At 75.9% G+C, this 26,801-nt stretch carries 28 protein-coding genes, 2 pseudogenes and 1 riboswitch; of the genes and pseudogenes, 15 read left to right on the top strand and 15 right to left on the bottom strand.

Annotation, left to right across the window (positions count from 1 at the left end; translation table 11 throughout):
- Positions 1-212: 212 nt before the first annotated feature.
- Positions 213-410, top strand: coding sequence for a hypothetical protein (locus tag CNO22_RS27725; RefSeq protein WP_157936948.1), 198 nt, complete (start codon positions 213-215; stop codon positions 408-410).
- 87 nt (positions 411-497) lie between these two features.
- Here the strand turns inward: CNO22_RS27725 and CNO22_RS14210 are convergent, their stop codons facing one another.
- On the bottom strand, positions 498-923 hold the full coding sequence (locus CNO22_RS14210) for a VOC family protein (RefSeq protein WP_100499996.1): 426 nt from the start codon (positions 921-923) through the stop codon (positions 498-500).
- Positions 924-989: 66 nt separating this feature from the next.
- The gene (locus CNO22_RS14215) at positions 990-1,589 is read right to left on the bottom strand and encodes an MSMEG_1061 family FMN-dependent PPOX-type flavoprotein (protein WP_100499997.1); all 600 of its coding nucleotides are present in this window, start codon (positions 1,587-1,589) and stop codon (positions 990-992) included.
- Positions 1,590-1,622: 33 nt separating this feature from the next.
- Between CNO22_RS14215 and CNO22_RS14220 the strand changes: the two genes are divergently transcribed.
- On the top strand, positions 1,623-2,012 hold the full coding sequence (locus tag CNO22_RS14220; RefSeq protein ID WP_100499998.1) for an acyl-CoA thioesterase: 390 nt from the start codon (positions 1,623-1,625) through the stop codon (positions 2,010-2,012).
- Here CNO22_RS14220 and CNO22_RS14225 read toward each other — a convergent pair.
- From CNO22_RS14225 to CNO22_RS14240, 4 genes are all read right to left on the bottom strand, one after another.
- On the bottom strand, positions 1,999-3,504 hold the full coding sequence (locus CNO22_RS14225) for a cobyric acid synthase (protein ID WP_100499999.1): 1,506 nt from the start codon (positions 3,502-3,504) through the stop codon (positions 1,999-2,001). The two genes, CNO22_RS14220 and CNO22_RS14225, sit on opposite strands and share 14 nt — an antisense overlap.
- A 94-nt stretch (positions 3,505-3,598) precedes the next feature.
- Positions 3,599-4,258: a lysophospholipid acyltransferase family protein gene (locus tag CNO22_RS14230; protein WP_100500000.1), complete on the bottom strand. Its 660-nt coding sequence runs from the start codon at positions 4,256-4,258 to the stop codon at positions 3,599-3,601.
- A 105-nt stretch (positions 4,259-4,363) separates the two neighbouring features.
- On the bottom strand, positions 4,364-5,101 hold the full coding sequence (locus CNO22_RS14235) for a PAS and ANTAR domain-containing protein (RefSeq protein ID WP_100500001.1): 738 nt from the start codon (positions 5,099-5,101) through the stop codon (positions 4,364-4,366).
- Positions 5,102-5,304: 203 nt separating this feature from the next.
- The gene (locus CNO22_RS14240) at positions 5,305-6,261 is read right to left on the bottom strand and encodes a cobalamin biosynthesis protein (RefSeq protein ID WP_100500002.1); all 957 of its coding nucleotides are present in this window, start codon (positions 6,259-6,261) and stop codon (positions 5,305-5,307) included.
- Positions 6,262-6,296: 35 nt separating this feature from the next.
- Between CNO22_RS14240 and def the strand changes: the two genes are divergently transcribed.
- From def to cobM, 3 genes are read left to right on the top strand one after another with little or no spacing between them, the layout of a single operon-like run.
- Positions 6,297-6,854: a peptide deformylase gene (gene def, locus CNO22_RS14245; protein WP_100500003.1), complete on the top strand. Its 558-nt coding sequence runs from the start codon at positions 6,297-6,299 to the stop codon at positions 6,852-6,854.
- Positions 6,851-8,095: a precorrin-6y C5,15-methyltransferase (decarboxylating) subunit CbiE gene (gene cbiE / locus CNO22_RS14250; RefSeq protein WP_232807029.1), complete on the top strand. Its 1,245-nt coding sequence runs from the start codon at positions 6,851-6,853 to the stop codon at positions 8,093-8,095. The genes def and cbiE overlap by 4 nt, the downstream gene beginning before the upstream one ends.
- Entirely contained in the window at positions 8,092-8,832 is a 741-nt protein-coding gene (gene cobM / locus CNO22_RS14255; protein ID WP_100500005.1) for a precorrin-4 C(11)-methyltransferase, read from the top strand. Before cbiE ends, cobM begins: the two co-directional genes overlap by 4 nt.
- Here the strand turns inward: cobM and CNO22_RS14260 are convergent.
- The gene (locus CNO22_RS14260; protein WP_100500006.1) at positions 8,829-9,920 is read right to left on the bottom strand and encodes a cobalt-precorrin-5B (C(1))-methyltransferase; all 1,092 of its coding nucleotides are present in this window, start codon (positions 9,918-9,920) and stop codon (positions 8,829-8,831) included. The genes cobM and CNO22_RS14260 overlap by 4 nt on opposite strands.
- A 26-nt stretch (positions 9,921-9,946) precedes the next feature.
- Between CNO22_RS14260 and CNO22_RS14265 the strand changes: the two genes are divergently transcribed.
- Positions 9,947-10,744, top strand: coding sequence for a cobalt-precorrin-6A reductase (locus tag CNO22_RS14265; protein WP_198588328.1), 798 nt, complete (start codon positions 9,947-9,949; stop codon positions 10,742-10,744).
- Here CNO22_RS14265 and CNO22_RS14270 read toward each other — a convergent pair.
- A complete protein-coding gene (locus tag CNO22_RS14270; protein ID WP_198588329.1) occupies positions 10,695-11,081 on the bottom strand; it encodes a hypothetical protein in 387 nt (128 codons plus the stop codon). The genes CNO22_RS14265 and CNO22_RS14270 overlap by 50 nt on opposite strands.
- Positions 11,082-11,115: 34 nt before the next feature.
- Between CNO22_RS14270 and CNO22_RS14275 the strand changes: the two genes are divergently transcribed.
- From CNO22_RS14275 to CNO22_RS29065, 4 genes and pseudogenes are all read left to right on the top strand, one after another.
- Positions 11,116-11,808, top strand: a complete 693-nt coding sequence (locus CNO22_RS14275) for an HAD hydrolase-like protein (protein ID WP_232807030.1) — start codon at positions 11,116-11,118, stop codon at positions 11,806-11,808.
- 134 nt (positions 11,809-11,942) lie between these two features.
- A pseudogene (locus CNO22_RS30135) lies at positions 11,943-12,364 on the top strand (FBP domain-containing protein).
- Between the two features lie 34 nt (positions 12,365-12,398).
- The gene (locus CNO22_RS29060; RefSeq protein ID WP_232807031.1) at positions 12,399-12,716 is read left to right on the top strand and encodes a flavodoxin family protein; all 318 of its coding nucleotides are present in this window, start codon (positions 12,399-12,401) and stop codon (positions 12,714-12,716) included.
- A complete protein-coding gene (locus CNO22_RS29065) occupies positions 12,713-13,054 on the top strand; it encodes a hypothetical protein (protein ID WP_232807032.1) in 342 nt (113 codons plus the stop codon). The genes CNO22_RS29060 and CNO22_RS29065 overlap by 4 nt, the downstream gene beginning before the upstream one ends.
- Positions 13,055-13,144: 90 nt before the next feature.
- Here the strand turns inward: CNO22_RS29065 and CNO22_RS14290 are convergent, their stop codons facing one another.
- From CNO22_RS14290 to CNO22_RS14315, 6 genes are all read right to left on the bottom strand, one after another.
- The gene (locus CNO22_RS14290) at positions 13,145-14,356 is read right to left on the bottom strand and encodes an MFS transporter (protein WP_232807033.1); all 1,212 of its coding nucleotides are present in this window, start codon (positions 14,354-14,356) and stop codon (positions 13,145-13,147) included.
- Positions 14,357-14,415: 59 nt separating this feature from the next.
- Complete coding sequence (mftD, locus tag CNO22_RS14295; protein ID WP_232807034.1) at positions 14,416-15,660, bottom strand: pre-mycofactocin synthase MftD; 1,245 nt, start codon at positions 15,658-15,660, stop codon at positions 14,416-14,418.
- Between the two features lie 36 nt (positions 15,661-15,696).
- On the bottom strand, positions 15,697-17,214 hold the full coding sequence (locus CNO22_RS14300; RefSeq protein ID WP_100500010.1) for a precorrin-2 C(20)-methyltransferase: 1,518 nt from the start codon (positions 17,212-17,214) through the stop codon (positions 15,697-15,699).
- 74 nt (positions 17,215-17,288) lie between these two features.
- On the bottom strand, positions 17,289-17,909 hold the full coding sequence (locus CNO22_RS14305; RefSeq protein WP_100500011.1) for a precorrin-8X methylmutase: 621 nt from the start codon (positions 17,907-17,909) through the stop codon (positions 17,289-17,291).
- The gene (gene cobG / locus CNO22_RS14310; RefSeq protein WP_100500012.1) at positions 17,909-19,114 is read right to left on the bottom strand and encodes a precorrin-3B synthase; all 1,206 of its coding nucleotides are present in this window, start codon (positions 19,112-19,114) and stop codon (positions 17,909-17,911) included. The genes CNO22_RS14305 and cobG overlap by 1 nt, the downstream gene beginning before the upstream one ends.
- An 88-nt stretch (positions 19,115-19,202) precedes the next feature.
- On the bottom strand, positions 19,203-20,279 hold the full coding sequence (locus CNO22_RS14315; protein WP_232807035.1) for an alkene reductase: 1,077 nt from the start codon (positions 20,277-20,279) through the stop codon (positions 19,203-19,205).
- 147 nt (positions 20,280-20,426) lie between these two features.
- Here CNO22_RS14315 and CNO22_RS14320 point away from each other — a divergent pair, with 147 nt between their 5' ends.
- A complete protein-coding gene (locus CNO22_RS14320; protein ID WP_100500013.1) occupies positions 20,427-21,074 on the top strand; it encodes a TetR/AcrR family transcriptional regulator in 648 nt (215 codons plus the stop codon).
- Positions 21,075-21,149: 75 nt separating this feature from the next.
- On the opposite strand, the gene CNO22_RS14325 is transcribed toward CNO22_RS14320, so the two are convergent.
- Positions 21,150-21,860 carry a DUF4383 domain-containing protein gene (locus CNO22_RS14325; protein ID WP_100500014.1) on the bottom strand — a complete coding sequence of 237 codons (711 nt, stop codon included), beginning with the start codon at positions 21,858-21,860 and terminating at the stop codon, positions 21,150-21,152.
- 118 nt (positions 21,861-21,978) lie between these two features.
- Here CNO22_RS14325 and CNO22_RS14330 point away from each other — a divergent pair, with 118 nt between their 5' ends.
- From CNO22_RS14330 to CNO22_RS29070, 4 genes and pseudogenes are all read left to right on the top strand, one after another.
- A complete protein-coding gene (locus CNO22_RS14330; RefSeq protein ID WP_100500015.1) occupies positions 21,979-22,308 on the top strand; it encodes a tetratricopeptide repeat protein in 330 nt (109 codons plus the stop codon).
- A 90-nt stretch (positions 22,309-22,398) separates the two neighbouring features.
- Positions 22,399-22,761: pseudogene (locus CNO22_RS30350) on the top strand (YunG family protein); the annotation flags it as partial.
- A gap of 83 nt (positions 22,762-22,844) precedes the next feature.
- Positions 22,845-22,906, top strand: a riboswitch (cobalamin riboswitch).
- Between the two features lie 52 nt (positions 22,907-22,958).
- Entirely contained in the window at positions 22,959-26,561 is a 3,603-nt protein-coding gene (cobN, locus tag CNO22_RS14340; RefSeq protein ID WP_100500016.1) for a cobaltochelatase subunit CobN, read from the top strand.
- Between the two features lie 48 nt (positions 26,562-26,609).
- Positions 26,610-26,801 (top strand): hypothetical protein (locus CNO22_RS29070; RefSeq protein ID WP_100500020.1); only part of this gene is annotated, 192 nt, incomplete at its 3' end.

The raw sequence follows: 26,801 nt of genomic DNA on the forward strand, positions 1-26,801 counted from the left end.
ACAAGGGCGTGAGACGTAGGGTGGTGTCGGCAGGGTCAGGTGTGTATAAGGGCCAGGTCCGGGTGAGGCGGGTGGGACGAGTGGGGCGCGCGGGGTGTTCTGTGTGACACACAGGCGCCAATCGGTCACCAAGAGGGTTGGGACTGCCGAGGCCAGGGCACCATGTCCGTACGGGGGCCAGGCACAGGCGTCCCCGGGAGAGGGGGGTCGTCATGACCTCGGCCGAGCCGCTTCCCCCTGCCCAGCCGCGGGGGCGCGAGGTGAAGGCGAGCGTGCTCGCCGCCTTCCAGCTCGTGGAGGACGCCCGCTACCTGGGCACCGACCGGCGCAGCCGGCACGGGCGCCGGCGGGCGCTCGCCGAACGCACCGTGGCCTACCGGAAACTCGCGCGGGACCTGCGCGTCAGCTGACGAAGGACCCTCTCCCCGAGCCCTTCGCAAGCTCAGGGCACGCCAGGAGAGGGCCGGGGGCACGGGACGGGGCCAGCGGGGTCTCCCTCAGGTGATGCAGAACTCGTTGCCCTCGGGGTCGGCCAGGGTGACCCACGCGAACGGGCCCTGCGAGGCCCGGTGCAGCTCGGTGGCGCCCAGGCCGAGGAGGCGGGCGACCTCGTCCTCCCGCCGGTCCGCACCCACCCTCAGGTCGAGGTGCACGCGGTTCTTCACGGTCTTGGCCTCCGGGACCACCTGGAAGAGCACCCGCGGGCGGTCGGGGTCGGGTGAGGTGATCGCTGCCCCCGAGCGCCAGACCAGCGCGCCGCGGTGCGTGGTGGTGTCCGCCTCGGTCGCCGCGCCCGACGCGACCGTGCGGCGGATGAACGCCTCGTCCTGCGGTTCGACCTGCCACCCGAGGACCTCGGCCCACCAGTCGGCCAGCCCGTGCGGGTCGGCCGAGTCGATCACGATCTGGACGTCGGTGGCCATGCGCGGACGCTAGGGCACCCCACCGACACGCGGGACTCAGAGCCCCTGAGCCGGCTCGGCCGGTCCTCAGAGTTCGGTGGCCAGCTCCGCGCGCATGGCCTCCGGTCCGGGCAGGGGCGTGCTCAGCCCGCAGTGGTCGCGCAGCACCTCGCCCAGCGACGGGAAGGTCGAGCGCTCGACCTGCCGATCGGCGTTCCACAGCCCCCAGCGCATGACGGCCTCGCCGCACTGGAAGTACGCCCGCTCGACGGTCAGCAGCAGCACCGACCGCGGCGGGCGGCCGAACTCGGTCAGGTCCACGCCGAGGTCGTCCGGTGCCACCAGGGTCGTCGTCCCGAACACCTTGAGGGTCTCCTCGAACCCGGGCACGAAGAACAGCAGGGCGGCGCGCGGGTTGCCCACGGTGTTGCGCAGGCTGTCCACCCGGTTGTTGCCCTGCCGGTCCGGGACGGCGAGCGTCCGCTCGTCGAGCACCCTCGCGAACCCCGGGTCACCGCCCCGCGGGGAGACCTCCGGCCAGCCGTCGGGAGCAGCCGTGGCCAGCGTGGCGAACGGCGACAGCGCGATGAAGGCCCGGCAGTGCCGGTCCAGGTGGTCGACGACCTTGTCCTGCACCAGCTGCGAGGGCGGGCGGTACCCCGCCAGGACGTCGGGAGCGGTGTCCACGGGGGCACGGTAGCCCGGCTAGCGTGGCCTGCCGTGCCCGCGCAGTGGAGCTCCCCGGTCCGGTACGTCGAGTGCGACCAGCAGGGCGTCGTCTTCAACGCCCACTACCTGACCTGGACCGACGAGGCCTCCAACTCCTGGTGGGCCTCCCACGGTCTGCCGTGGGAGGAGCTGGTCGCCCGCGGCATCGACCCGCTGGTCAAGGCCAGCTCGCTGGAGTGGACGTCGTCGGCCCGCTGGGGCGACACCGCCACCGTGGACGCCGAGACCGAGAAGGTCGGCCGCAGCAGCGTGACCGTGCGGTACACGGTCCGCGTGGGGGAGCGGGTCTGCTGCGTCGTCCGCACCACCTACGTGTGCGTGTCGGGCGGCGTGGCCACGCCCTGGCCGGACGACGTGCGCGCCCGGCTCACCGAGGGCTGAGCGCGTCCCCGGGCGGGAGCACCGGCAGGCCGTCCGGGACGCCGTCCTCGACCAGCCGCCACAGCGCGTCGGTGTCGGCGTGCTCGGCGACCAGGTCTCCCAGGGCGTCCAGCCGCCGCTCGCGGACCGCGGCGAAGTCGGTGTCCGGCGCGGCCACGAACCGCCGTCCGGCCACCCGGGCGACCTCGGCGAGGAACGCCCGTCGGAAGCCGTCGTCCTCCAGCGCCCCGTGCCAGGTGGTGCCGAACACCGACCCGGCGCGGGCGCCGTCGAGGAAGGGCTCGGCGTCGCCGTCCACGGTGACCACCCCGTGGTGGATCTCGTAGCCGCGCACCGGCTGCCCCAACGCCGTCCCCACCGGCCGGCCGAGGGTCTTCTCCGGCGCGAACCGGACGTCGGCCGGCAGCAGCCCGAGCCCGGGCACGGTGCCGGCCCGCGACTCGACGTCGTCGGTGATCGTCCGGGCCAGCATCTGGTGGCCGCCGCAGACACCGAGCACCGCCCGGCCGGCGGCGGCGTGCCGGACGACGGCGTCGGCCAGGCCGGTGGCGCGCAGCCAGCCCAGGTCGGTGACCGTGGCGCGGGTGCCGGGCAGCACCACCAGGTCGGCGTCGGCCAGCTCCTCGGGCGTGGTCGCGTAGCGGACCAGCACCCCGGGCTCGGCGGCCAGCGCGTCGAGGTCGGTGAAGTTGGACAGCCGCGGCAGCCGGGCGACGGCGACCCGCAGCACGTCCTCGCCGTGGGGCGGGCCGGCCGAGGAGACGCCGGTCGGGACGCCGAGGGAGTCCTCCACGTCCACCGCCGCGCCGGGCAGCCAGGGCAGCACGCCGAGGGTCGGCCGGCCGGTGAGCGCGGTGAGCTGCTCGAGGCCGGGCGCGAGCAGCCGGACGTCACCGCGGAACTTGTTGACCAGGAAACCGGCGACGAGTCGCTGGTCGGCCGGCGGCATGAGCGCGACCGTGCCGTAGAGGGCCGGGAAGACCCCGCCCCGGTCGATGTCGCCGACCACGACCACGGGCAGCCCGGCGGGGGTGGCCAGCCCCATGTTCGCGATGTCGTCGGCGCGCAGGTTGATCTCGGTGGGCGAACCCGCGCCCTCGCAGACGACGACGTCGAAGCGGGCGCGCAGGTCCTCGAGGCAGCTGAGCACCTGCTCCAGCAGCGCGGCCTTCATCGGCCGGTAGGACAGCGCGGTCACGTCCGCGACCGCCCGGCCGAGGACGACGACCTGGCTGGAGTCCTCACCGCCGGGCTTGAGCAGCACCGGGTTCATCGCCGCCTCGGGCTCCACGCAGGCGGCGGCGGCCTGCATGACCTGGGCCCGGCCGATCTCCGCGCCGTCCGGGGTGACCATCGAGTTGTTGCTCATGTTCTGCGCCTTGAACGGGGCGACCGACACCCCCTGGCGCACCAGCCAGCGGCAGATGCCGGCGGTCACCACCGACTTGCCGGCGTCCGACGTCGTCCCGGCGACGAGCAGCGCGCCGCTCACCGGCCGACCGCCGCCGTGATCATCGGCGAGTGGCGGGCGACTCGCCGCAGGCAGACAGCCGGATGCCGATGTTCACGGCGAGGGTGGGTGCCGCTCATGCCGCCGGCTGCCCCCAGCCGGCCTTCTCCTGACCGGAGAGCTCGGCGATGGCCTCCATGATGCGGTCGGTGACCACCCGGCGGGCCCGGCCGTTGCCGGCCATCCCGCGCTGCTCGGGGAAGGTCAGCGGCTCCCCGAAGGTGACCGACACCTTGTGCGGCCGCGGCCAGCGGGAGTCGACCGGCTGCACCCGGTCCGTGCCGTGCACGGCCACGGGGACGACGGGGCAGTCGGCGGTCAGCGCCAGCCAGGCGACGCCGGTCTTGCCGCGGGCCAGCTGGCCGTCGCGCGAGCGGGTGCCCTCCGGGTAGATGCCGAAGCCCTCACCGCGGCGCAGCACCCGGAGCGCGGTGTCCAGCGCCTCCTGCGCGGCCCGGTGCGTCTGCCGCTCCACCGGCATGGCCCCGAGCGCCGTGAACAGCGTCCGGGTCAGCCAGCCGCCGACCCCCGTGCCGGTGAAGTACTCGGCCTTGGCCAGGTAGTGCACGCGGCGCGGCGCCGACAGCGGGATGACCATGCTGTCGATGAAGGACAGGTGGTTGCTGGCCAGGATCACCGGGCCGGTGGTCGGCACGTTCTCCCGCCCCGTCACGTGCATGCGCAGCATGACGTGGAACAACGGGCGCAGCAGGAACCGGACGACCAGGTAGAGCACGCCGCGTTCCCCTCTCGGCTCGGGGACCGCCGGCGAGCACCGGCGTCAGCGGCATTCTCCCGTGTGGCCCGGGCGCATCCGGCTCCCGGGGCACACGGCGGGTCCTCAGTGGTGCGGGCGGGGCGGGCAGACGTCCCGGACGAGCGCCTGGATGTCCTCGGGCAGCCCGGCGTGTCCGGCGGCGGACTCGACGATGGCCACCGCGACGTCGCGCACCTTGCGGTGCGAGTTGCTCGAGATGTGCGCGAGCAGGTCGAAGGCCACGTGCTCGCCGCAGCTGGTGAGCAGCATGAGGATGCCCTTGGCCTGCTCGATCGCCGCCCGGCTGCTCATCGCGGTGCGCAGCTGCGCGACCTCGGTCTCCAGGGCGTGCACCCGGTCGTCCCCGGTGCCCTCCGCCTCGGGCCGGGGTGCCGGCGACTGCGGCTCCGGGGGGACCTCGACGAGCAGGCCCTCGAGCCCCTCGACGGTCCCGGCCGCGTCGACGACCGGTTCGCCGACGAGGAGGACGGGGCGCTCGCCCCCGCCCCGGCTGCCCAGGCGGACCCGCAGGGCGAAGGGCAGCCCGGTGGTGCAGGCGGCGGCGATGGCGTCCAGGACGCGGGGCCGGTCGCCGGGGTGCAGCGAGCGGACCAGCAGCTCGGTGCACGGGTGCGCGCCGTTGCGCGCGAGGTTCAGCAGCACGGCCATCTCCGGGGACCAGGTCCACGCGCCGGCGCGCCGGTCGTAGCGGTACCGCCCGGCCAGGCGCCGCGCGGTGGCGAGGGGGCGTGCCGGCTGCGCTGCCGGACGGTCGGAGGAGGCGGTGCTGCGGGCCAGGGTGGGGGAAGGGGTCGCTGTCATGTCGACTCCACGGGTGTTCCGCCGAGGTCGGCCCCGACCAGGGGCCGCGGCCGTGTGTTCGACCTGCGCGGTACGCCGGTGACGACCGTACGACCTCCGGGAGCGACGCGCACGTGCGTCGGTCCTGGTCCGGCGGGTGACCGGGCGTGTCCCCGCGTGCCCTGCCGTGGGGTCGCGAACCGTGGTCGATCAGTTCCTCTCCGTCAACGGCGGGGCAGCGCCCGGGCCGCGGCGGCGATCGCGGCGGCCGTGGTCCACACCGTGCGGGAGAGCCGCACGGCGCGCGGGACGTCCGGGGCCGCGGGCGCCCGGCCGTCGCCGAGCGCCGGACGGTCCTCCACCCGGCTGCCGTAGACGTTGCGACCGCCCAGCCGCAGGTCGAGGGCGCCGGCCAGGGCCGCCTCGCACCGGCCGGCGTTGGGCGAGGGGTGGGCCGCGCCGTCGCGCCGCCACACGGTCCACGCGCCGCGCGCCGAGCCCCCGGCCAGGGGCGCGGTCGCCACGGTAAGCCCGGCGGTCAGCCGCGCGGGCAGCCAGTTGGCGACGTCGTCGGTGCGTGCGGCCGCCCAGCCGAAGCGGGCGTACCGCGCGGAGCGGTGGCCCACCATCGCGTCGAGGGTGTTGACCGCGCGATACCCCAGGAGCCCGGGCAGCCCGGCGACCGCACCCCACACCAGCGGGGCGACGGCGGCGTCGGAGGTGTTCTCCGCGACCGACTCGACCGTGGCGCGGGCCAGCTGCGGGACGTCGAGCGCCGAGGGGTCCCGGCCGGCCAGGGTGGGCAGCAGGGCCCGGGCCGCGGCCAGGTCCCCGGCGTCGAGCGTGCGCGCCATCGCCGTCCCGGCGCGGCCCAGGGAGGTGCCGCCCAGCACCGCCCAGGTGGCGGCCGCGGTGACCAGCGTGCGGACGGCGGGCCGGCCGCGGGACGCGCGGTCGAGGACGACGCCCAGGCCGGTTGCCGCGCCGGTCAGCGCCCCGGCGTACGCGACCCCTGCGGCGCGGGAGTCCCGCCAGAGCGGGCGTTCCAGGGCCGCGGCGGCCCGGCCGAACCCGGCCACCGGGTGCCACCGGCGCGGATCGGCCAGCAGCAGGTCGGCGGCGGCGCCGAGGGCGAGCCCCGCGGCGGTGGACAGGTCGCGCGGGGGCAGCACGCGGCACATGGTGCCAACCCCCGCCGTCCCTAGGATCGACGGTCATGCGCCTGCCCGGCCGTTACAGCGGCGTCGCCCGGCCGATCGTCACCTACGGCAGCGAACCGGTCCTGCACCGGCCGTGCGCGCCGGTGACGGAGTTCGGCAAGGACCTCCGCCGGCTGGTCCTGGACATGTTCGCCTCGATGGAGGCCGCCGACGGCGTGGGCCTGGCGGCCAACCAGATCGGCGTCGACGCGCGCGTCTTCGTCATCGACTGCCCGGACGCCGACGGCGAGGACGTCGTCGGCTACGTCGTGAACCCGGAGCTGACCGTCCTGGAGCCGCGCGAGGGGGAGCCGGCCGAGGAGACCACCGAGGAGGGCTGCCTGTCGGTGCCGGGCCCCTACGCCGAGCTGCCGCGGGCCTTCCGCGCCAGGGTGGACGGCGTCGACGCCGACGGCGTCCCCGTGTCGATCGAGGCGACCGGGATGGCCGCCCGCTGCCTGCAGCACGAGGTCGACCACCTGGACGGGGTCGTCTACGTCGACCGGCTGCCGGAGGAGCTGCGCGAGCGGCTGCTGGCCGAGGCTGCGGGGCCGGCGGGGGAGCTGCCCGCGTGAGGACGCCGGTGATGGTCGTCGGCATCGGCGCGGACGGCTGGGACGGCCTCTCGCCGCGGGCCCGGCGGGCGGTCGAGGACGCCGACGTGCTGCGCGGCAGCGCCCGCCAGCTGGCCCTCGTGCCGGACGACGTCCCCGTCGAGCGGGTGCCCTGGCCCTCGCCGATGGCCCCGGCGCTGGCCTCGCTCGGGACCGACCACCCGGGCCGCCGGGTCGTCGTCCTGGCCAGCGGCGACCCGATGCTCTCCGGCGTCGGCACTTCGCTGGTCCGGCTGCACGGCGCGGGCGCGGTCGAGGTCCTCCCGCACCCGTCGTCGGTGACGCTGGCCTGCGCGCGACTGGGCTGGGCGGTCGAGGAGACGCAGGTGGTGACCGTCGTCGGCCGGCCGGTCGAGCTCCTCCTGCCGCACGCCACCCCCGGCCGGCGGCTGCTGGTGCTGGGCTCGGACGGCGGCACTCCCGCGCAGGTCGCCCGGCTGCTGGCCGGGCACGGCTACGGCGCCAGCCGGCTGACCGCGCTGGCGCAGCTGGGCGGGCCGGTCGAGCGGCGGTTCACCGGCACCGCCGGCGACTGGCCGCACGCCGAGACCGACCCGCTCGTCGTCACCGCCGTCGAGGTGGCCGCCGACCCCGGCACGGTGCCGCTGCCGACCGTGCCCGGCCTGCCCGACGACGCCTACGCGCACGACGGCCAGCTGACCAAGCGCGACGTCCGCGCGGTCACCCTGGCGCGGCTGGCCCCGCTGCCCGGACAGCTGTTGTGGGACGTCGGCGCCGGCGCGGGCTCCATCGGCATCGAGTGGATGCGGGTGCACCCCTCCTGCCGGGCGGTCGCGGTGGAGTCCGACGGCGCCCGCGCCCGGCGGGTCGCGGACAACGCCGCGCGGCTCGGCGTCCCCGGGCTGCAGGTGGTCGAGGGCCGCGCCCCGGCCGCGCTCGACGGGCTGCCCGCCCCGGACGCGGTCTTCGTCGGCGGCGGGCTGACCAGCGAGGGGTTGCTGGAGACCTGCTGGGCGGCGCTGCACCTGGGCGGCCGGCTGGTGGCCAACGCGGTGACCGTCGAGGGCGAGGCGGTGCTGGCCGCGTGGCGGGCTCGGGTCGGTGGCGAGCTGATCCGGCTGTCAGTCGCGCAGGCGGCACCGGTCGGCGGCTACACCGGCTGGCGACCCGCCATGCCCGTGACCATCTGGAGCGCCGGGAAGCCGGCAGTTTCCGCGGAAAAGGCCGGGGGTGCCGCGTGACCGTCCACTTCATCGGCGCGGGGCCGGGCGCGGCGGACCTGGTCACGCTACGGGCGGCGCGGCTGATCGCCTCGGCGCCGGTCTGCCTCTACGCCGGTGCGCTGGTGCCCCGCGAGCTGCTCGACACCGCCCCGCCCGGCGCCCGGCTGGTCGACACCGCCGACCTCGACCTCGACCAGATCACCGCCGAGCTGGTCGCCGCCCACGAGGCCGGGCACGACGTGGCCCGGCTGCACTCCGGCGACCCGTCGATCTGGAGCGCCATGGCCGAGCAGATGCGCCGGCTGGACGCCGCCGGGGTGCCCTACGAGGTCGTGCCCGGCGTCCCGGCGTTCGCCGCCGCGGCCGCCGCGCTCAAGCGGGAGCTGACCGTGCCGGGGGTCGGGCAGACCGTCGTCCTCACCCGGACCAGCGCCCGGTCCACGCCGATGCCGCCCGGCGAGGAGCTCGCCGCCTACGCGGCCACCGGCGCGACGCTGGTGCTGCACCTCGCCGTCCAGCGGATCGCCGAGCTCGCTCCCGAGCTGGCCGAGCACTACGGGGACGACGGCCCGGTCGCCGTGGTGGCCCGCGCCAGCCGGGACGACGAGCTGGTGCTGCGGGGCACGCTCGCCGACATCGCCGGACAGGTCGAGGCGGCCGGGGTGCGGCGGACGGCGGTGGTGATCGTGGGCCCGGTGCTGGCGGCGGCGGAGTTCCCCGACAGCCACCTCTACTCGACGACCCGATGCCGCTAGGCGCGGCCGACCACGGTGCCGGCGCGGTCGATCACCACGACGTCGACCTCGACCGGCGCGCCGCGCAGCACGCCGAGCGCGGTCTCCCGGGCACCCGCGGCCACCAGGTCGCCCAGCGGCAGCCCGGCGGCCCGGCACTGCTGCAGCGCGTCGAGCGCGGTGTTGGCGCCGCGCACGCCCTCGACCAGCTCCGGTGCTCCACCGGCGTCGCGCACCATCGCGGCCAGCGACTCCGTCGACACCTGCGAGCGGCCCGAGTGCAGGTCGAGGTGGCCGTCGGCGAGCTTGGCCAGCTTGCCGATCCCGCCGGCGACCGTCAGCCGCGGCACCGGGTGGCGGCGCAGGTACTTCAGCACCGCGCCGGCGAAGTCGCCCATGTCGAGCAGCGCATCCTCGGGCAGCCCGTACAGCTCGGTGACCACCCGCTCGCTGGTCGAGCCGGTGCACCCGGCGACGTGCTGGTGGCCCGCAGCCCGCGCGACGTCGATGCCGCGGCGGATCGAGTCGATCCACGACGAGCAGGAGTAGGGGACGACGACGCCCGTCGTCCCCAGGATCGACAGCCCGCCGAGGATGCCCAGCCGCGGGTTCCACGTCTTCCGCGCCAGCTCCTCGCCGTTCTCGACCGACACCTCGACGACGACGTCGCCGGTGCCGCCGTGCCGGGCGGCGACGGCGGCCACGTGCGCGCGGATGAACTGCCGCGGCATCGGGTTGATCGCCGGCTCGCCCACCGGGAGCGGCAGCCCGGGCTTGGTCACCGTCCCGACGCCCTCGCCGGCCCGGAAGACGACCCCGCTGCCGGGCTGGCCGTGGGTCACCCGCACCGACACCAGCGCGCCGTGGGTGACGTCGGGGTCGTCGCCGGCGTCCTTGACGATGCCGACGGTGGCGGCGCCGTCGGCCAGCAGCTCGCGGGCGAGTGCGAACGTCGGGTGCCTGTCGTTCGGCAGGTCGATGCCCACCGGGTCGGGGAACTCGCCGGTCAGCAGCGCGGTGTACGCGGCGGTGGTGGCGGCGGTCGCGCAGGCGCCCGTCGTCCAGCCGTAGCGCAGCCCCGTGCTGCCCTCGCGCCCCGCCGCCGTCACCCGGTCAGCATGCACGGACGGCGCACGTGACCGAGCTCGCGAGGTCGCGCAGAGGACCGAGCACCGGCCGGGTGCTGGTCCTGGGCGGGACGGCGGAGGCCCGGCGGCTGGCCGGGCGGCTCGTGGCCGAGGGGGTCGATGTGCTGAGCTCGCTGGCCGGCCGCGTCGCCGACCCGGTGCTGCCGCCCGGGGAGGTGCGGGTCGGTGGGTTCGGCGGGACGGCGGGGCTGGCGGCGGCGCTCGACGGCGTGGCCGCGCTGGTCGACGCCACCCACCCGTTCGCCGCCACCATGACCGCGCACGCGGCGGCCGCCGCCGCGGTCACCGGCACCCCGCTGCTGCGGCTGCAGCGCCCCGGGTGGACGGCGCAGCCCGGCGACGACTGGCGCTGGGTGGACTCGCTGGACGAGGCGGCGACCGCGGTGGCCGGTCACCGCTCGGTGCTGCTGACCACCGGCCGGCAGGGGCTCGCGGCCTTCGCCCGGCTCGCCGCGCACTGCGTCGTCCGCTCGGTGGACCCGCCCGAGCCGCCGCTGCCGGCCCGGGCCACGGTGGTCCTCGCCCGCGGCCCGTTCACCGTCGAGGACGAGCGGGCGCTGATGACCGCGCACGGCGTCGACGTCGTCGTCACCAAGGACAGCGGCGGGCCGATGACCGCGGCCAAGCTGACCGCGGCCCGGCAGCTCGGGGTGCCGGTGGTGCTGGTCCGCCGGCCGCCGCTGCCCGAGGGCGTGCCGGTGGCCGCGACCGTCGAGGAGGCCGCGGTCTGGGCCCTCAGGTGGTCCGGAACGACCAGGCCGCCAGCCACACCACGCCCACGGTGAGCACGAGGGCCAGCGGCACGTGCGTCGTGAGCGAGCCCGAGCTGCCCAGCGCCGCCTGGACGAAGGTGAGCACGAAGACCGCCGCGGCCAGCGCGGCCGGCCACCACACCCGCGTGCGCCGCCCGTGCAGCACCGTCGCGGCCAGCAGCAGCCCGGTGGTCACGTGCAGGGCTATCGCCCCGGCGCCGTGGCCGCCGGTCGCCTCCTCGCCGACGAGCATCCGGCCGGCGGAGAGGAACTGCCAGAACAGCACCAGCACCGACAGCACGGCGGCTGCCTGCACCGGCCGCAGCGTCGAGACGGGGGCCGCCACGGTGGTGTCGCGGGTCCGGGTCATGCGGGCCTCCGGGTCGGACGGCAGGGAGCGGTGCTTGAAGAGCGAAGCAGCTGAGCGCGGTCCGCACCAGGCGCTGGCCCGTCGCCTGGTGCTGTTCGACCTCGACGGCACGCTCGTCGACTCCACGCCGGGCATCTGGGCCTCGGTCCGCGCCGCGGTCGCCGCACTGGGTCGGCCCGAGCCGACGCCGCAGCAGCTGCGCGGGATGGTGGGCCCGCCGCTGCAGGACGGGTTCGCCCTCGTCCTCGGCGTCCCGGCCGACGACGTGCCGCGGGCGGTCGCCGCCTACCGCGCGCACTACTCGGCCGGCGCGCTGCTCGACGCCACCGTGTACCCCGGGATTCCCGAACTGCTGGCCGCGCTGGCCGGTGCCGGGGCCATCCTCGCCGTCGCGACCAGCAAGCCGGAGCCCTTCGCCGTCCGGCTGCTGGCGCACACCGGGCTGCTGCCGTCCTTCGCCTCCGTGCACGGCGCGACCTTCGACGGCACCGTGCGGCACAAGGACCAGGTGGTGGCCGCGGCGCTGGCCGCGCACCCGGACGGCGAGCGGCCGGTGCTGGTCGGTGACCGGGCGCACGACGTGCTGGGCGCGGCGGCGCACGGGCTGCCCTGCATCGGCGCCGGCTGGGGTCCGGCACCGCCGGGCGAGCTGGCGGACGCCGGTGCCGCGGTGGTGGTCGCGACACCCGCCGAGGTGCGGACGGCGCTGGACCGGGTGTCCGGCTGACCTCCCGGGCGCCGTGGCGCATGATCTCCGGCGGCGGTCCGGCGACGACGGGGAGGAACGGCACGGTGCGCGCGCTCACGGAGGAGCAGGTGCGGCGGTCCTTCGTGAACTGCTCCCGCGGTGAGGCCGAGGCCATGACGCTGCCGCACACCTTCGCCGAGACGCCGTGGGAGGAGCTCGTCGTCCTCGGCTGGCGGGATCCGCGGGCGCCGCTGCGGGGCTACCTGGTGCCCGAGCGGGACGGCGGGCCGGTCGGGTCGCCGTCCGTGCCGCCGACACCCGGATGTCCCCGGCCACGCCCCCCATGTGCCTGCTGTGCCAGACCGCGCAGTCGGGCAGCGACGTCTCGCTGTTCACCGCGCGCCGGGCGGGCGAGGCCGGCCGCAACGGCAACACGGTCGGCACCTACGTTCGCGCGGACCTGGCCTGCGCCGTCCGCGCGCGGACCGAGATCCCGCCGTGGTTGCGCGAGCGCGACCCGGAGGAGGTCGCCGCCGAGCGCACCGCCGAGCTCGAGCAGCAGCTGCACGGCTTCCTGGACGCCGTCCTGCGCTGACCGACGCCTGCGCCCCCGACCAGATGACGAACTCGTGACGACCCGTGTCGCGTACCGCCGGGTCGGCACGACCGAGGTCATGACCGAGAACGCGTCACTCCGTGCCCTCGCCCTCGTCTGCAGCCTCAAGCCCTCGCCCGCGCCCTCCAGCAGCGACGAGATCGCCCGGGAGGTCCTCGACGCCCTCGCCGGACACGGGGTGACCGGTGAGGTCGTGCGGGTCGTCGACCACGACGTGAAGCCCGGGGTCGAGGTCGACATGGGGGAGGGCGACGAGTGGCCGGCCATCCGGGAGCAGCTGATGGCCGCCGACGTCCTCGTCGTCGCCACCCCACCTGGGTCGGTCACATGAGCAGCGTCGCGCAGCGGGTGCTCGAGCGGCTGGACGGCGAACTGTCGGAGATCGACGACTCGGGCCGGCCGCTCGTCGCGGGCAAGGTCGCGGTCACCGCCGTCGTCGGCAACGAGGACGGCGCACACAAGATCACCGCGGACCTCATGCAGGGGCTCAACGACATCGGCTTCACCCTCCCCTCGCAGGGCGGCACCTACTGGAACGACCACGCGATGGGCGGCACGGACTACCTGGACCTGGCGGAGACGCCCGAGGCGGTGGCGTCGACGACGGCCACCCTGGCGGCCAACGCCGCGCACCTGGCCCGGCTGCTCAGGACCCAGCCCTACAGCTGACCGCCGCGGCGAGATCGGCGGTCTCGTGGCGATGGAGCGCTGATGGCCACGAGACCGCCGATCTGGTGCGTGGGGAGTCGGGGTCCTCCCTCAGGCGGCGACGGGCTCGGGACGCCGCTCGGCCGCGCGCCGGTGCCGCTGCAGCCCGGCCACCGCGCCGAGGGCCAGGACGATCACGGCCACCCCGTACACCGCGGCGGTCGGCCGCAGCCCCACCGCACCCGAGGTCAGCCCGGCGACGACGGCCGGGACGCTGAAGGCCAGGTAGCCGACGACGAAGACGCTGGAGAGCAGCCCCCCGCGCTCGCCGGGCGCGACGTCGGCGGTCACGGTGGCCACCGCGCCGAGGAAGGCCGCGCCGAAGCCGAACCCGGACACCGCGGCGGCGGCAAAGAACAGCGCGGCGCTGCCGGTGGCCAGCGAGACGATGGTGCCGCTGACGCCGGCGACGAAGACCAGGCAGCCGGTGGTCATCGCGGTGTGCGGCGCGGCGTTGCGCAGGCTCACGCCGCCGACGGCGCCCATGCCCTGCATCGCCACGATGACCAGGCTGCCGACGAGGTGGTCCTCCAGCCCGAAGACGCCGGCGGCCACCGACGGTCCCAGCGAGAGGTAGAGGCCACCCAGGGCCCACATCGCCACGAGGCAGGGCGCGGCGACGAGGTAGGCCGCGCGCTGCGGGGCGGGCACGTGCACCCGCGGCCGCAGCGAGGCCAGCGCGCCCGGGGTCCGCGGCGAGGACTCCGGCAGCCGCAGGGCCACCCCGGCGGCGAGGGCGAACAGCACGGTCAGCGTGCCGAACACCCAGTCGGTCGGCGCGGGTGCGAAGTCGACGGCCAGTCCGGCGCTGACCGCGCCGAGGGCGAGGGCGAGCCCGGGCGAGGCGCTGTTGACCAGGGCGCCGAGGGGTCGCTCGCTGCGCTGGTGGTCCAGCAGGGTGGCGCCGAGAGCCCCGGTCAGGCTGCCGACCGACACGCCCTGCACCACCCGCGCGGCCAGCAGCCAGCCCACCGAGTCCGCGGCCCAGAAGAGCGCCATCGCGACGACCTGCAGCAGCATCCCGGCCACGATGACCGGCCGTCGTCCCACGTGGTCCGACAGCGCACCGGCCACCAGCAGCGTGGCGAGCAGCGCGATCGCGTAGATGCCGAAGACCGTCGTCAGCACGCCGGCGGAGAAGCCGAAGCGCTCCTGGTAGACGCGGTACAGCGGCGACGGGACGCCGGACGCGGCGAGGACCAGGACGAGCAGCGCGGCGGCCGTCCAGAACGAGACGGTGCGGGACGGGCGGCGGGCGGGCACGCAACAGCGCAAGCCCGCCCGCCGCGGCCGCATTCCCGCCGACCGGCGGGGCGGGCCGGTCAGCTGCGGGTGAAGTGCGGCGGCAGGACGACGTCCTCGCGGGTCAGGTCGTGCACCGAGGCCTTGCCCAGCCCGAGCAGCGCCTCGTCGATGCCCTGCCGGAGGATCGCCAGGACGTTCTCGACGCCGCGCTGGCCGTTCGCGGCCATGCCCCACAGGTAGGCGCGGCCGATCATCACCGCCCGGGCACCCAGGGCCATCGCCTTGACGACGTCGCCGCCGCGGCGCACCCCGCCGTCCATGAGCACCTCCACCTGGTCGCCGACCGCGTCGACCACGCCGGGCAGCGACCGGAGCGCCCCCGGGGTGCTGTCGAGGTTGTTGCCGCCGTGGGTGGAGACGGAGATGGCGGTGACGCCGGCGTCGACGGCGCGGCGGGCGTCGTCGGGGCGGGTGATCCCCTTGAGCATGAACGGCCCGCCCCACTGCTCGCGCAGCCAGGCGACGTCCTCCCAGGTGGGCAGCGGGGTGCCCATCCACTGGCCGTAGGCGCCGAAGAAGTTCGGTGGCTCCTCGCCGCCGAGCGCCAGGTTGGGGACGGTCAGCTCGGGGATGGCGCCCGAGCGCAGGTAGGTCGCCAGCCAGCGCGGCTTGCGCAGCACCTCCGGCGCGAACTTGACCGCGTTCTTCAGGTCGATCTTCTCGGGGATGGGCGGGCTGCCCCAGTCGCGCCGGGAGGCGAACGACCAGTCCAGCGTCATGATCAGGCCCTTGGCGCCCGCGGCCCGCGCCCGCTCGGCCCGGGCGAGGATCGTCTCCCGGTCGCCCACCCAGTACATCTGGAAGAACAGCTTCGGGCTGGCCGCGCCGACCTCCTCGACCGGCTTGCTGGCGAAGGAGGACAGGCCCATCGCGACGTCCGCGCCGGCCGCGGCGCGGGCCACCGCGACCTCGCCGTCGGGGTGCACCGCCTGCACGCCGGTGGGGGAGACCAGCACCGGCATGGACACCTCCTGGCCCATCACCGTGGTGGCGGTGTCCCGCTTGGCGGGCAGGTCGGCGACGTGCGGGCGCCAGGCGACCTCGTCGAAGGCGGCCACGTTGTCGTTGGCCGTCAGCCCCTTCTCGGTGCCGGCGACCAGCGCCAGGTAGACCGACCGCGGCAGCCGCTTCCGCGCGCGGTGCTGGGCCTCCTCGACGGTCTCGAACCAGTCCTTGGTGCTCGCCATGGGAGCCCCTCCCGCGATCGCCCGGCCTTCGGCGCCGTCCCCCTCGAGGGTGACGTGCGCCACGTCGCGGGACATCGTGCCAGGCGTGGCACTGAGTGTCACGACCTCCGGTCAGGCAGTTCGGTCGCGGGCGTCCGGGTGGGTGCGCGGGCTGTAGACGGCGCCGGTGGCGCTGATCCGGGTCTGCGAGGAGCCGACGATCACGCAGCAGCGCATGTCGACCGTCTCCGGGTCGAGCTCGCCGAGGGTGGTGACCCGGATGCTCTCCTCGGGGCCGCCGACGTCGCGGCCGACGACGACCACCGTGTCGGGCTTGCGGCCCTCTAGCAGCACCTGCTGGGCCTCGGCGAGCTGGTGCGGCCGGGCCTTGGACCGCGGGTTGTAGAGCGCGAGCACCAGGTCGGCGGCCGAGGCGTGCCGCAGCCGCTCGACGACGACGTCCCACGGCTTGCGGACGTCGGAGAGGCTGACCACGCAGAAGTCGTGGCCCAGCGGCGCGCCGGCCCGGGCCGCGACGGCCTGCGCGGCGGTCAGGCCGGGCAGCACCCGCACCGGGACGCCGGCGTACTCCGGGCGCTCGGCGACCTCGAGCACCGCGGCGGCCATCGCGAAGACGCCGGGGTCGCCGCTGGAGACGACCGCGACCCGCCGTCCGGTCCGGGCCAGGTCGAGGGCGTGCGCGGCGCGCTCGGCCTCGACCCGGTTGTCGCTGGGGTACCGGGTCTGCCGCGGGTTGGCCGGCACCCGGTCCAGGTAGGGGCCGTAGCCGACCAGGTCGTCGGCGGCGGCCAGTGCCTCGGCGGCCTCCGGGGTGGTCCAGCAGCGGGCACCCGGCCCGAGACCCACCACGACGACCTCGCCGGTGCGGGGGGCGCCCTCGTGGTGCTGGCCGGGTCCGGGGGTGGGTCCGATGAGCGGGCTGGGCAGCAGGGCGAGGGAGAAGTAGGGGACGGTCGCCGGGTCGACGTCGGCCAGCGGCATCGTGCGCTGCCGGTCGGTGCTGGCCCGTTCGACGTAGAGCGCCCGGTCGAGCACCCCGGCGGCGTCGAACGCCTCGCGCACGTTGCCGAACGTGCGCCCCAGCTTCATCACGGCGGCGGCGTCCGTGGTGGCCAGCCACTCGGCGAGCTCGTCGGCGGGCAGCGTGCCGGGCAGCACGGTGAGCACCTCGTCGCGCTCGACCAGCGGCCGGCCGACCGCCGCGGCGGCGCCGCTGACGCTGGTCACGCCGGGCACCACCTCGGTCGGGTACCGGTGGGCCAGCCGCTTGTGCATGTGCATGTAGGAGCCGTAGAAGAACGGGTCCCCCTCGGCGAGGACGACGACGTCGCGGCCGGCGTCCAGGTGCGCGGCCAGCCGGGCCGCGGCCGCCTCGTAGAACTCGTCGATCGCACCCTGGTAGCCGCCGGGGTGGTCGGTGGTCTCGGTGGTGACCGGGTAGACCAGCAGCTCCTCCACCTGACCCTCGCGCAGGTACGGCGCGGCCACCGCGCGGGCGACCGAGCGGCCGTGCTGGGCGGCGTGGAAGGCGACGACGTCGGCGGCCGCGATCAGCCGGGCCGCCTTGACGGTGACCAGCTCGGGGTCGCCGGGGCCCAGCCCGACCCCGTACAGGCGGCCGCTGCTCATTCGATGCTCCCCGCTCCCGCGGGGCGCTCCGCTCCTCGCTCGTTCCTCGCTGCGATGCTCACGCCCCTGTCCGCTCATTCCACGTCGCTCGCGATCGCGTTCACCGCGGCGGCGGTGATCGCGCTGCCGCCGCGCCGGCCCCGGACCACCAGGTGCTCGAGGTCGGAGGCGGCCAGCGCGTCCTTGGACTCCACGGCGCCGATGAAGCCGACCGGGATCCCGAGGACGGCGGCCGGGCGGGGTGCCCCGGCGGCGACCATCTCCAGCAGGTGGAACAGCGCCGTCGGCGCGTTGCCGATCGCCACCACCGCGCCGTCCAGCCGGTCGCGCCACAGCTCCAGCGCCGCGGCGGTGCGGGTGGTGCCGAGGGCGGCGGCCAGCGCCGGCGTGCGCGGGTCGTTCAGCGTGCAGACGACGTCGTTGTCCTTGGGCAGCCGCCGGCGGGTGACGCCCGAGGCGACCATCTCCGCGTCGCAGAGCACCGGGGCGCCGGCGTCCAGCGCCTCGCGGGCCCGGGCCACGACGTCGGGGGAGAAGGCGAGGTCCTCGACCAGGTCGACCTGCCCGCACGCGTGGACCATCCGCACCGCGACACGGGCGACGTCCTCGGGCAGGCCGCGCAGGTCGGTCTCGGCGCGGATGGTGGCGAACGAGCGCCGGTAGATCTCCGCGCCGTCCTTCTCGTACTCGTACATCAGGCCCCCCCGATGAGGTATCCGGTCTCGGTCGCCACGACGTCGACGACCTCGCCGCGCGGACGACCGCAGCGGCGCTCGCACCCCGCCCAGTGCTGGCGGGCGCCGCCCGCCGGCAGGGCGCCGTCCGCCACGGCCCGGGCGGCGTCGGCCCGGACGTCGGCCAGCGACTTCGCGCACCCCGGCCGGCCCGCGCAGGCGGTCACCCGGGTCCAGAGGCTGTCGGCATCGAACACCATGCCGGTCCGGTGCAGTGCGACGGCCGCGTCGTCGACGGCGTCCTCGGTCAGGTCCGGGACGACGACGCTGCGCCACGGCGTCAGCTGCACCTCGTCGGCCAGCCGGGCGAGCAGTTCCGCCTGCTCCGCGGTGAGCCGTCCGAGGGGGACGACCCCGACGAGTGCGACCCGCCCGTCCCTCTGTCCGGAGGTCCCGACGAGCAGGGGGCCGGAGGCCTCCCCGAGGAGGGACGGCAGCGGCTCCACGCGCCGGGGGGACGGCACCTGGCCGCGGTGTCGTCCGGAGGACGACAGAGTCATCGTCACCGCCGCCACGCCGTCGTCGAGCTCGGCGAGGCGCCAGGCGGTGCCGCCCTGGGCGGCGCGTTCGTCGAGGAAGGCGCGGGTGGCCGCCAGCGCCAGTGCGACCGCGCCCTCGGGGGTCGTCCGCAGGCCGCTGTCGACCCCGGCCAGCGTCAGGGCGACCTCGGCGGGGGAGAGGGCGAGCAGGCCGACGTCCCCCCCGAGGCCGGCGACGTCGCGGCGGCCGTCGTCGAGCGTGGCGAGGTACCGGCCGGGCAGCACGGCGAGCGTGGGGTCGGCGCAGATCGCGGCGTCCAGCGCGCGCACCCACGGCCGGACGTCGACGTGCCCGCCGGCCCGGCCGGTGAGCGCGCTGGCCAGCACGTTGCGCACCCGCTCGTGGGTGGGGCTGGGCAGCAGCGCCGCGGTGGCCAGCCGGTCGCCGAGTTCGGCCTCCGCGCCGTCGGCCAGCCCGCGCAGCTGCACGTTGCCCCGGCTGGTGAGCTCCAGCGCCCCGTCGCCGAGGTCGCGCGCGGCGGCCGCCAGCGCCTGCAGCTGGCCGCCGGTCAGCAGGCCGCCGGGCACCCGTACCCGGGCCAGCGCACCGTCGGCGGCGGCGTGGGTCTGCAGCGCTCCGGGGCACGCGTCGGCCCGCAGGCGGGCGGCGGGGGCACGGGCGGTCATGGCGGTGGCGAGGGTACGTCCAGAGGCGGGTGTCACCGCGTGGCGTCCCCGCGGGACCTCGCCGGGCCCGCGGGGACGGCCCTGCTCGTCAGGCAGCCTGGTCCAGCGCCGGGTAGTCGATGTACCCGGCGTCGGTGCCGCCGTAGAAGCTGGACTCGTCGGCCGGGTTGAGGCCGGCGCCGAGCTGCAGCCGGCGGACCAGGTCCGGGTTGGCGATGAACGCCCGGCCCACGGCGATCAGTTCGGCCCCGCGGTCGGCGAGGACGGCCTCGAGGTTCTCGGTCGTCGTGGCCACGCTGAAGGCCGGGTTGACGATCAGCGAGCCCGGCCAGGCCTTCCGGATCTGCGCGGTGACCGCGGCCGGGCCCTCGACGACGTGCAGGTAGGCCGGGCCGAGTGGCCCGAGTCCCGCCACCACCGCGGCGTACACCGCTTCGGTCTCGTGCTCGACGATGTCGTTGAAGCTGTTGGCGGGGGAGAGCCGCACGCCCACCCGCTCGGGGCCGACGGCGTCGACCACGGCGGCGGTGACCTCGATCAGGAACCGGGCCCGGTTCTCGGCCGAGCCGCCGTACCGGTCGGTGCGCTGGTTGCTGCCCTCGGCCAGGAACTGGTGCGGCAGGTAGCCGTTCGCGCCGTGGACCTCGACGCCGTCGAAGCCGGCCTCGTCCACCGCGAGCCGGGCCGCGGCGGCGTACTCCTGCACGATCGCCTCGACCTCGTCGGTCGCCAGGGCGCGCGGCTCGACGAAGTCCTGGAGGCCCTCCGTCGTGAAGACCTGGCCCGCGGGGCGGACGGCGGACGGCGCGACCGGCCGGCCGCCGCCCGGCTGCAGGGACGGGTGCGAGATCCGCCCCGCGTGCATGAGCTGCAGGAAGATCCGGCCGCCCCGCTCGTGGACGGCGTCGGTGACGCGCCGCCACGCGGCCGCCTGCTCCGGGGTGTGGATGCCCGGGGTGTTCGGATAGCCCTGGCCGACCGCGCTGGGCTGGGTGCCCTCGGTGACGATCAGGCCGGCGCCGGCGCGCTGGGCGTAGTAGGTCCTCATGGAGTCCGTGGGCACCCCGTCGGGATGGGCGCGGTTCCTGGTCATCGGGGCCATGACCAGACGGTTGGCCAGCTCGATGCGGCTGAGGGTCACGGGGGAGAACAGGGGCGAGGTCACGGCAGGGTGCTCCTGGGGTGTCGGGTGTGCGGGGTCGGAGGCTGGACTGGCCGGTGACGGCCTGCGCCAGCGCTTGGACCGTTCGGTCCACTCTCTGCCCGGGTCAACCGTGGACCAAACAGTCCAATTCCCCCTAGCATGGTGCGCATGAGCGGCGAGGCCGTCCCGGTCGCCGAGCCGGTGCTGACCGCGCGGGGGCGCGCCACCCGTGAGCGCATCGTGGCCGCAGCGGCCGCGCTCATCCACCAACGCGGTGTGGCCGGTACCAGCCTCGACGACGTCCGCGCCGTGACCGGCACCAGCAAGTCGCAGCTCTACCACTACTTCTCCGACAAGGCCGCGCTCGTCGGGGCGGTCGTCGAGCGGCAGCTGCAGCAGGTGCTGCAGGCGCAACAGGCCGAGCTCGACGGTCTCGACTCCATGGCGGCGCTGCGGCGATGGCGGGACCGCGTCGTCGCGCTCAACCGGCAGGTGGGCTGTGTCGGCGGATGCCCGCTCGGCCGGCTGGCCAGTGAACTGGCCGAGAGCGACCCCGTGGCACGGGCCGGTCTCGTCGGCGGCTTCGACACCTGGCGGGAGCGCCTCACCGCCGGGCTGCGGGTCATGCAGGAGCGTGGCGAGATGGTCGGGGACGCCGACCCCGACACCCTCGCGCTCGGCTTGCTCGCCGCAGTGCAGGGCGGCCTGCTGCTCGCGCAGACCACCCGCTCGGTCACCCCGCTGGAGGTCGCTCTCGACCTGGCCCTGGCCGGGATCGAGAGCCGGCTGGCACGCGGGGGGCCGCCCGGTCGGTAGTCGCCCGCGCTCCGGGCACCCCCGCGACCCGGCGGAGCGGGGACAGCGGGAGGCGCCTGCCGGCGCCGGCCCGGCTCAACCGCGCCGGCGCGCCTCGTCGAAGGACATCCACACCCGGCGGCGGTCGGCCCGGCTGTGCACCTGGGCCATGGCCGCCACCCGGCGGCGCTGGTCCTCGGTGGCCAGGTGCTGGACGACGGCCACCTCGGCCTCGCGCATCGCCTGCTCCGCCGCGACCTCGGCCGGCGTCGCGGGGAGCTCGCTGGTCAGGTCGAGGTCCTCGTCGTCCCCCGGGCGCGGGTGGGCGTACGGGCTGTCCGTCGGCAGGTGGCCGCTGATCCGGCCGTAGGCGCCGAGGGTCAGCAGGAGCAGGCCGACGACGACGGAGAAGACGACGTTCTCGAACTCGAACGCCAGCAGGTTGAAGGAGGTCCTCAGCACCGCCAGGTTCACCAGGGCGGAGAGGAGGAAGAGCGTGCCGATGACGATCATCACCGTCGAGACGACACGGGGGCTGCGCGCGGCGGCGACGAGCAGCACGACCGCCACGACCACCGAGATGGTGGACAGCAGGCCGTTGGAGGACAGGCCGAGGATGCGCTCGCCCTCGGTCGAGAAGTAGTCGAGACCGCCGGCGAAGCCGAGGAGGCCGAAGACCAGGAGGACCAGCGCCACCAGGACGGCGCCGGCTCGCTGGACGGCGTACACCCGTGCGCCGAGGTGTGGTTCGCTGGCCGGTCCGGAATCGGGCTTCGTGCGGTGCGGGAGGTGCAGTCGCAGTGCCATGGGGGGCTCCCGGGAGAGGGGGACGGGAACCATTCTTCCCCTCCCGGGCCCTGAGTGGATGCACTACAGCGACGTGCTCCCGGGGAAGCTCCGGGCGGGCCGGGCGGTTGGGTGTGGCATGACGCAGCCGCTCCCGCGTGACCTGCACTCGGAGTTCCTCCGCGCGGACCTCTTCCTCGCGATGGGGCAGCCGATCGAGGCGGCGCGCCTGCTCGAGCCGCTCGTCGAGGCCGAGCCCGCCAACGAGGCCGCCCTCGAGCTGCTGGCCCGCGCCTACTTCGGCTCCGCCCAGCTGGCGAGGGCGGAGGACGCGCTGACCCGGCTGGTCGAGATGGCCCCGGCCAACGGCTGGGCGCGGCGGGCGCTGGCCCGCACGCTGGAGCGGCAGAGCCGGGCCGGTGAGGCGGTGGCGCACCACCGGGTCGCCGACGCCCTCGGCGCCGCCTGAGGGAGAGCCACCTCCCCGGCTCGGGACGCCCACCGGCCGGGCCGGGGCTGCTGACGCCGTCGTGTCGGTGCCCCGTGGCAGCCTGCGGCGGTGCCCGAGCTGACCCTGGCCGACGTCGGACCGGCGGTGCGTGCCGCCTGGTGCCGGGAGACCTGTGACGACGCCGACGTGGCCGACTGGTCGCCGGCGAACCCGGCCCGGGGCCAGTGCGGGGCGACCGCGCTCACGGTGCACGACCTGCTCGGCGGGGACCTGCTGGTGGCCGAGGTGCGGTACCCCGACGGCTCGCGGCAGGGCCGGCACTGGTGGAACCGGCTGCCCGGTGGCGTCGAGGTCGACCTGACCCGGGAGCAGTTCGCGCCGGACGAGGTGGTGCAGGAGCCGAGCGTGGTCGAGCGGCCGCCCGGTCCGCCCCGCCACTGCGCAACCCAGTACCTGCGGCTGCGCGCGAGCGCGTACGCCGCATTGGGCGTCGAGGGCCGGGAGCGGTCCGTGGCGCGGGCGGTAGCGTCAGCGCCCATCACGGCAGTGCGCGCGGAAGCCGGTGCGAGTCCGGTGCGGTCCCGCCACTGTGAGCCCTCGCGGGCGAGCCAGACACCGCGGCTGCCGTGCCCGACGACCCGGGGCGCGGACCCCGAGTGAGGACGCCCGTGTTCACGCTGCTGTCGACCAGCGACACCGATCTGCTCTCCGCCCGCGCCAGCGGCGCCGACTGGCGGCTGGGCAACCCGTCCCGCCTGGACGACGCCGGGGTCGCCGCCCTCACCGACGGCGCGGACCTCGTCGTCGTCCGCATCCTCGGCGTGCGGCGGCAGTACGAGGAGCTGCTCGCGCCGCTGCTGGCCGGGCCGGCGCCCGTCGTCGTCCTCGGCGGGGAGGCGCTGCCCGACGCCGAGCTGATGGAGCTGTCGACGGTCCCGATGGGGGTCGCGACCGAGGCGCACGGCTACCTGGCGCAAGGCGGCCCGGACAACCTGGTGCAGCTGCACCGCTTCCTGTCCGACACCGTGCTGCTCACCGGCGAGGGCTTCGAGCCGCCGGTCGTCGCGCCGGACTGGGGCGTGCTGGAGCGGGCCGGCGCGCGCACGGAGGGGCCGCGGATCGCCGTCCTCTACTACCGGGCGCACCACCTGGCCGGGAACACCGCCTTCGTCGAGGAGCTCTGTCGCGCGGTCGAGGACGCCGGTGGCTCCGCCCTGCCGGTCTTCACCTCCTCGCTGCGCAGCGTCGCGGGCGGGCTGCTCGACGTGCTGCGCACCGCCGACGCCCTGGTGGTCACCGTGCTGGCCGCGGGCGGCTCGCGCCCGGCCACCGCGCAGGCCGGTGGGGACGACGGCGCGTGGGACGTCGGCCAGCTCGCCTCGCTCGACGTGCCGGTTCTCCAGGGGCTGTGCCTGACCCGCTCGCGCGAGGAGTGGCTGGCCGACGACGACGGGCTCTCCCCGCTCGACGTCGGCAACCAGGTCGCGATCCCCGAGTTCGACGGCCGGCTGATCAGCGTGCCGTTCTCGTTCAAGGAGACCGACGCCGACGGGCTGACCAGCTACGTCGCCGACCCGGAGCGGGCGGCGCGCGTGGCGGGGACGGCGGTGGCCCACGCCCGGCTGCGGCACACCCGGCCGGCGGAGCGCCGCGTCGTCGTGATGCTGAGCGCCTACCCGACCAAGCACGCCCGCATCGGCAACGCGGTCGGCCTGGACACCCCGGCGTCCGTGGTCCGGCTGCTGGCCGCGATGCACGGCGCCGGGTACGACGTCGGGCCGTTCGACGGGCCCGACGCGCTGCCGGGCGTGGCCGACCTCGACGGCGACGCGCTGGTGCACGCGCTCATCGCCGCCGGCGGGCAGGACGCCGACTGGCTCACCGAGGAGCAGCTGTCGGGCAACCCGGTGCGCATCCCGGCGGCCGAGTACCGCGCCTTCTTCGACACCCTCCCCGCCGACCTCCGGGAGGCGATGGTCCAGCACTGGGGCGAGGCGCCCGGGTCGCTCTTCGTGGACGGGGACGACGTCGTCTTCGCGGCGCTGCGGGCCGGCAACGTCGTGGTGATGGTCCAGCCGCCGCGTGGCTTCGGGGAGAACCCGATCGCGATCTACCACGACCCGGACCTGCCGCCGTCCCACCACTACCTGGCCGCCTACTGGTGGCTGCGCTCGGTGTTCGGCGCGCACGCGCTGGTGCACGTCGGCAAGCACGGCAACATGGAGTGGCTGCCCGGCAAGACGGTCGGCCTGTCGGCCTCGTGCGCGCCGGACGCCGCGATCGGCGACCTGCCGCTGGTCTACCCGTTCCTCGTCAACGACCCGGGCGAGGGCAGCCAGGCCAAGCGCCGCGCGCACGCCACGCTGGTCGACCACATGGTGCCGCCGATGGCCCGCGCCGAGTCCTACGGCGACATCGCCCGGCTCGAGCAGCTGCTCGACGAGCACGCCAACGTCGCCGCGATGGACCCGGCGAAGCTGCCCGCCGTCCGGGCGCAGATCTGGACGCTGCTGCAGGCGGCCAAGCTCGACCACGACCTGGGGCTGGCCGAGCGGCCGGAGGACGACCACTTCGACGAGATGATCCTGCACGTCGACGGCTGGCTCTGCGAGATCAAGGACTCGCAGATCCGCGACGGCCTGCACGTGCTCGGCACGCCGCCGTCCGGCCAGGACCGCGTCGACCTGGTGCTGGCGATGCTGCGGGCCCGGCAGATCTGGGGCGGCTCGGTGGCGCTGCCCGGGCTGCGGGAGGCGCTCGGGCTGGCCGAGGGGGCCTCGCGCACCGAGACCGACGCGGCCGAGGCCTCCGCCGCAGCGCTGGTGAGCGCCATGGAGGCGGCCGGCTGGACGGCGGACGCCGTGGCTGCCGTGGTCCAGGAGGTCCTGGGGCGTCCCGACGACCGCGTCGAGGCGGTGCTGCGGTTCGCCGTCGACGAGGTGGTGCCGCGGCTGGAGCGCACCACCGACGAGATGGACGCGACGCTGCACGCCCTCGAGGGCGGCTACGTGCCGGCCGGGCCGTCGGGCTCGCCGCTGCGCGGGCTGGTCAACGTGCTGCCGACCGGTCGCAACTTCTACTCGGTCGACCCGCGGGCGATCCCGTCGCGGCTGGCCTGGGAGACCGGCCAGGCGATGGCCGACTCCCTGGTCGAGCGCTACCTCGCCGACACCGGGGAGTACCCGGCCTCGGTCGGGCTGTCGGTGTGGGGCACCTCGGCGATGCGCACCTCGGGGGACGACGTCGGCGAGGTGCTCGCGCTGCTCGGCGTCCGCCCGGTGTGGGACGACGCGTCGCGGCGGGTGACCGGCCTGGAGCCGATCCCGCTCGAGGAGCTCGGCCGCCCGCGGATCGACGTCACCGTGCGCATCTCCGGCTTCTTCCGGGACGCCTTCCCGCACGTGGTGACCATGCTCGACGACGCGGTGACCCTGGTGGCGGGTCTGGACGAGCCGGCCGAGCAGAACCTCGTGCGCGCCCATGTCGACGCCGACGTCGCCGGCCACGGCGACCGCCGCCGGGCGACCACCCGCGTGTTCGGGTCCAAGCCGGGCGCCTACGGGGCCGGGCTGCTGCCGCTGATCGACTCCCGGGACTGGCGAGGGGACGCCGACCTGGCCGAGGTCTACGCCGTCTGGGGCGGCTACGCCTACGGCCGCGGGCTGGACGGCGTGCAGGCCCGTCCGGACATGGAGGCGGCCTACCGGCGGATCGCGGTGGCGGCGAAGAACGTCGACACCCGCGAGCACGACATCGCCGACTCCGACGACTACTTCCAGTACCACGGCGGGATGGTCGCGACCGTCCGCGCGCTGACCGGGTCGTCGCCGCGGGCCTACATCGGCGACTCGACCCGGCCGGAGTCGGTGCGCACCCGGTCGCTGACCGAGGAGACCGCCCGGGTGTTCCGCGCCCGCGTGGTCAACCCGAAGTGGCTGCAGGCGATGCGCCGGCACGGCTACAAGGGCGCCTTCGAGCTGGCCGCGACCGTCGACTACCTGTTCGGCTACGACGCCACGACCGGCGTGGTCGCCGACTGGATGTACGAGAAGCTCGCGCAGACCTACGTGCTCGACCCGGAGAACCGCGAGTTCCTGGAGCGGTCGAACCCGTGGGCGCTGCACGGCATCGCCGAGCGGCTGCTGGAGGCCGTCGACCGGCAGATGTGGGCCTCACCCGACCCGGCGCTGCTGGCCGAGCTCCAGCAGGCCTACCTCGACACGGAGGGCGACCTCGAGGGCGGGGAGACCCCGGCGTCGTCCCGGTCCTGACCGGGCGGTTCGCGCATCGACCGGCGCCGGGCGGGGTACCCCCTGATCATGAGCATCCTCGGACGACTGATGGGCACGGCAGAGAACACTGCGCGCACCGCGGCCCGCGGGGGTCGCACCACCGCACGGGGGACGGCGGGTGTGACGGGCGGCCGCCGGACGGGCCGCGGGATGGGCGGCCTGGGTACGGCCGGCCGCGGGACCGCCACCGGCCGCGGCTACGGCCGGGCGACCACCGGG

Origin of the sequence: Geodermatophilus chilensis (assembly GCF_002802985.1) — a bacterium.
GTDB classification, from domain to species: Bacteria; Actinomycetota; Actinomycetes; order Mycobacteriales; family Geodermatophilaceae; genus Geodermatophilus; species Geodermatophilus chilensis.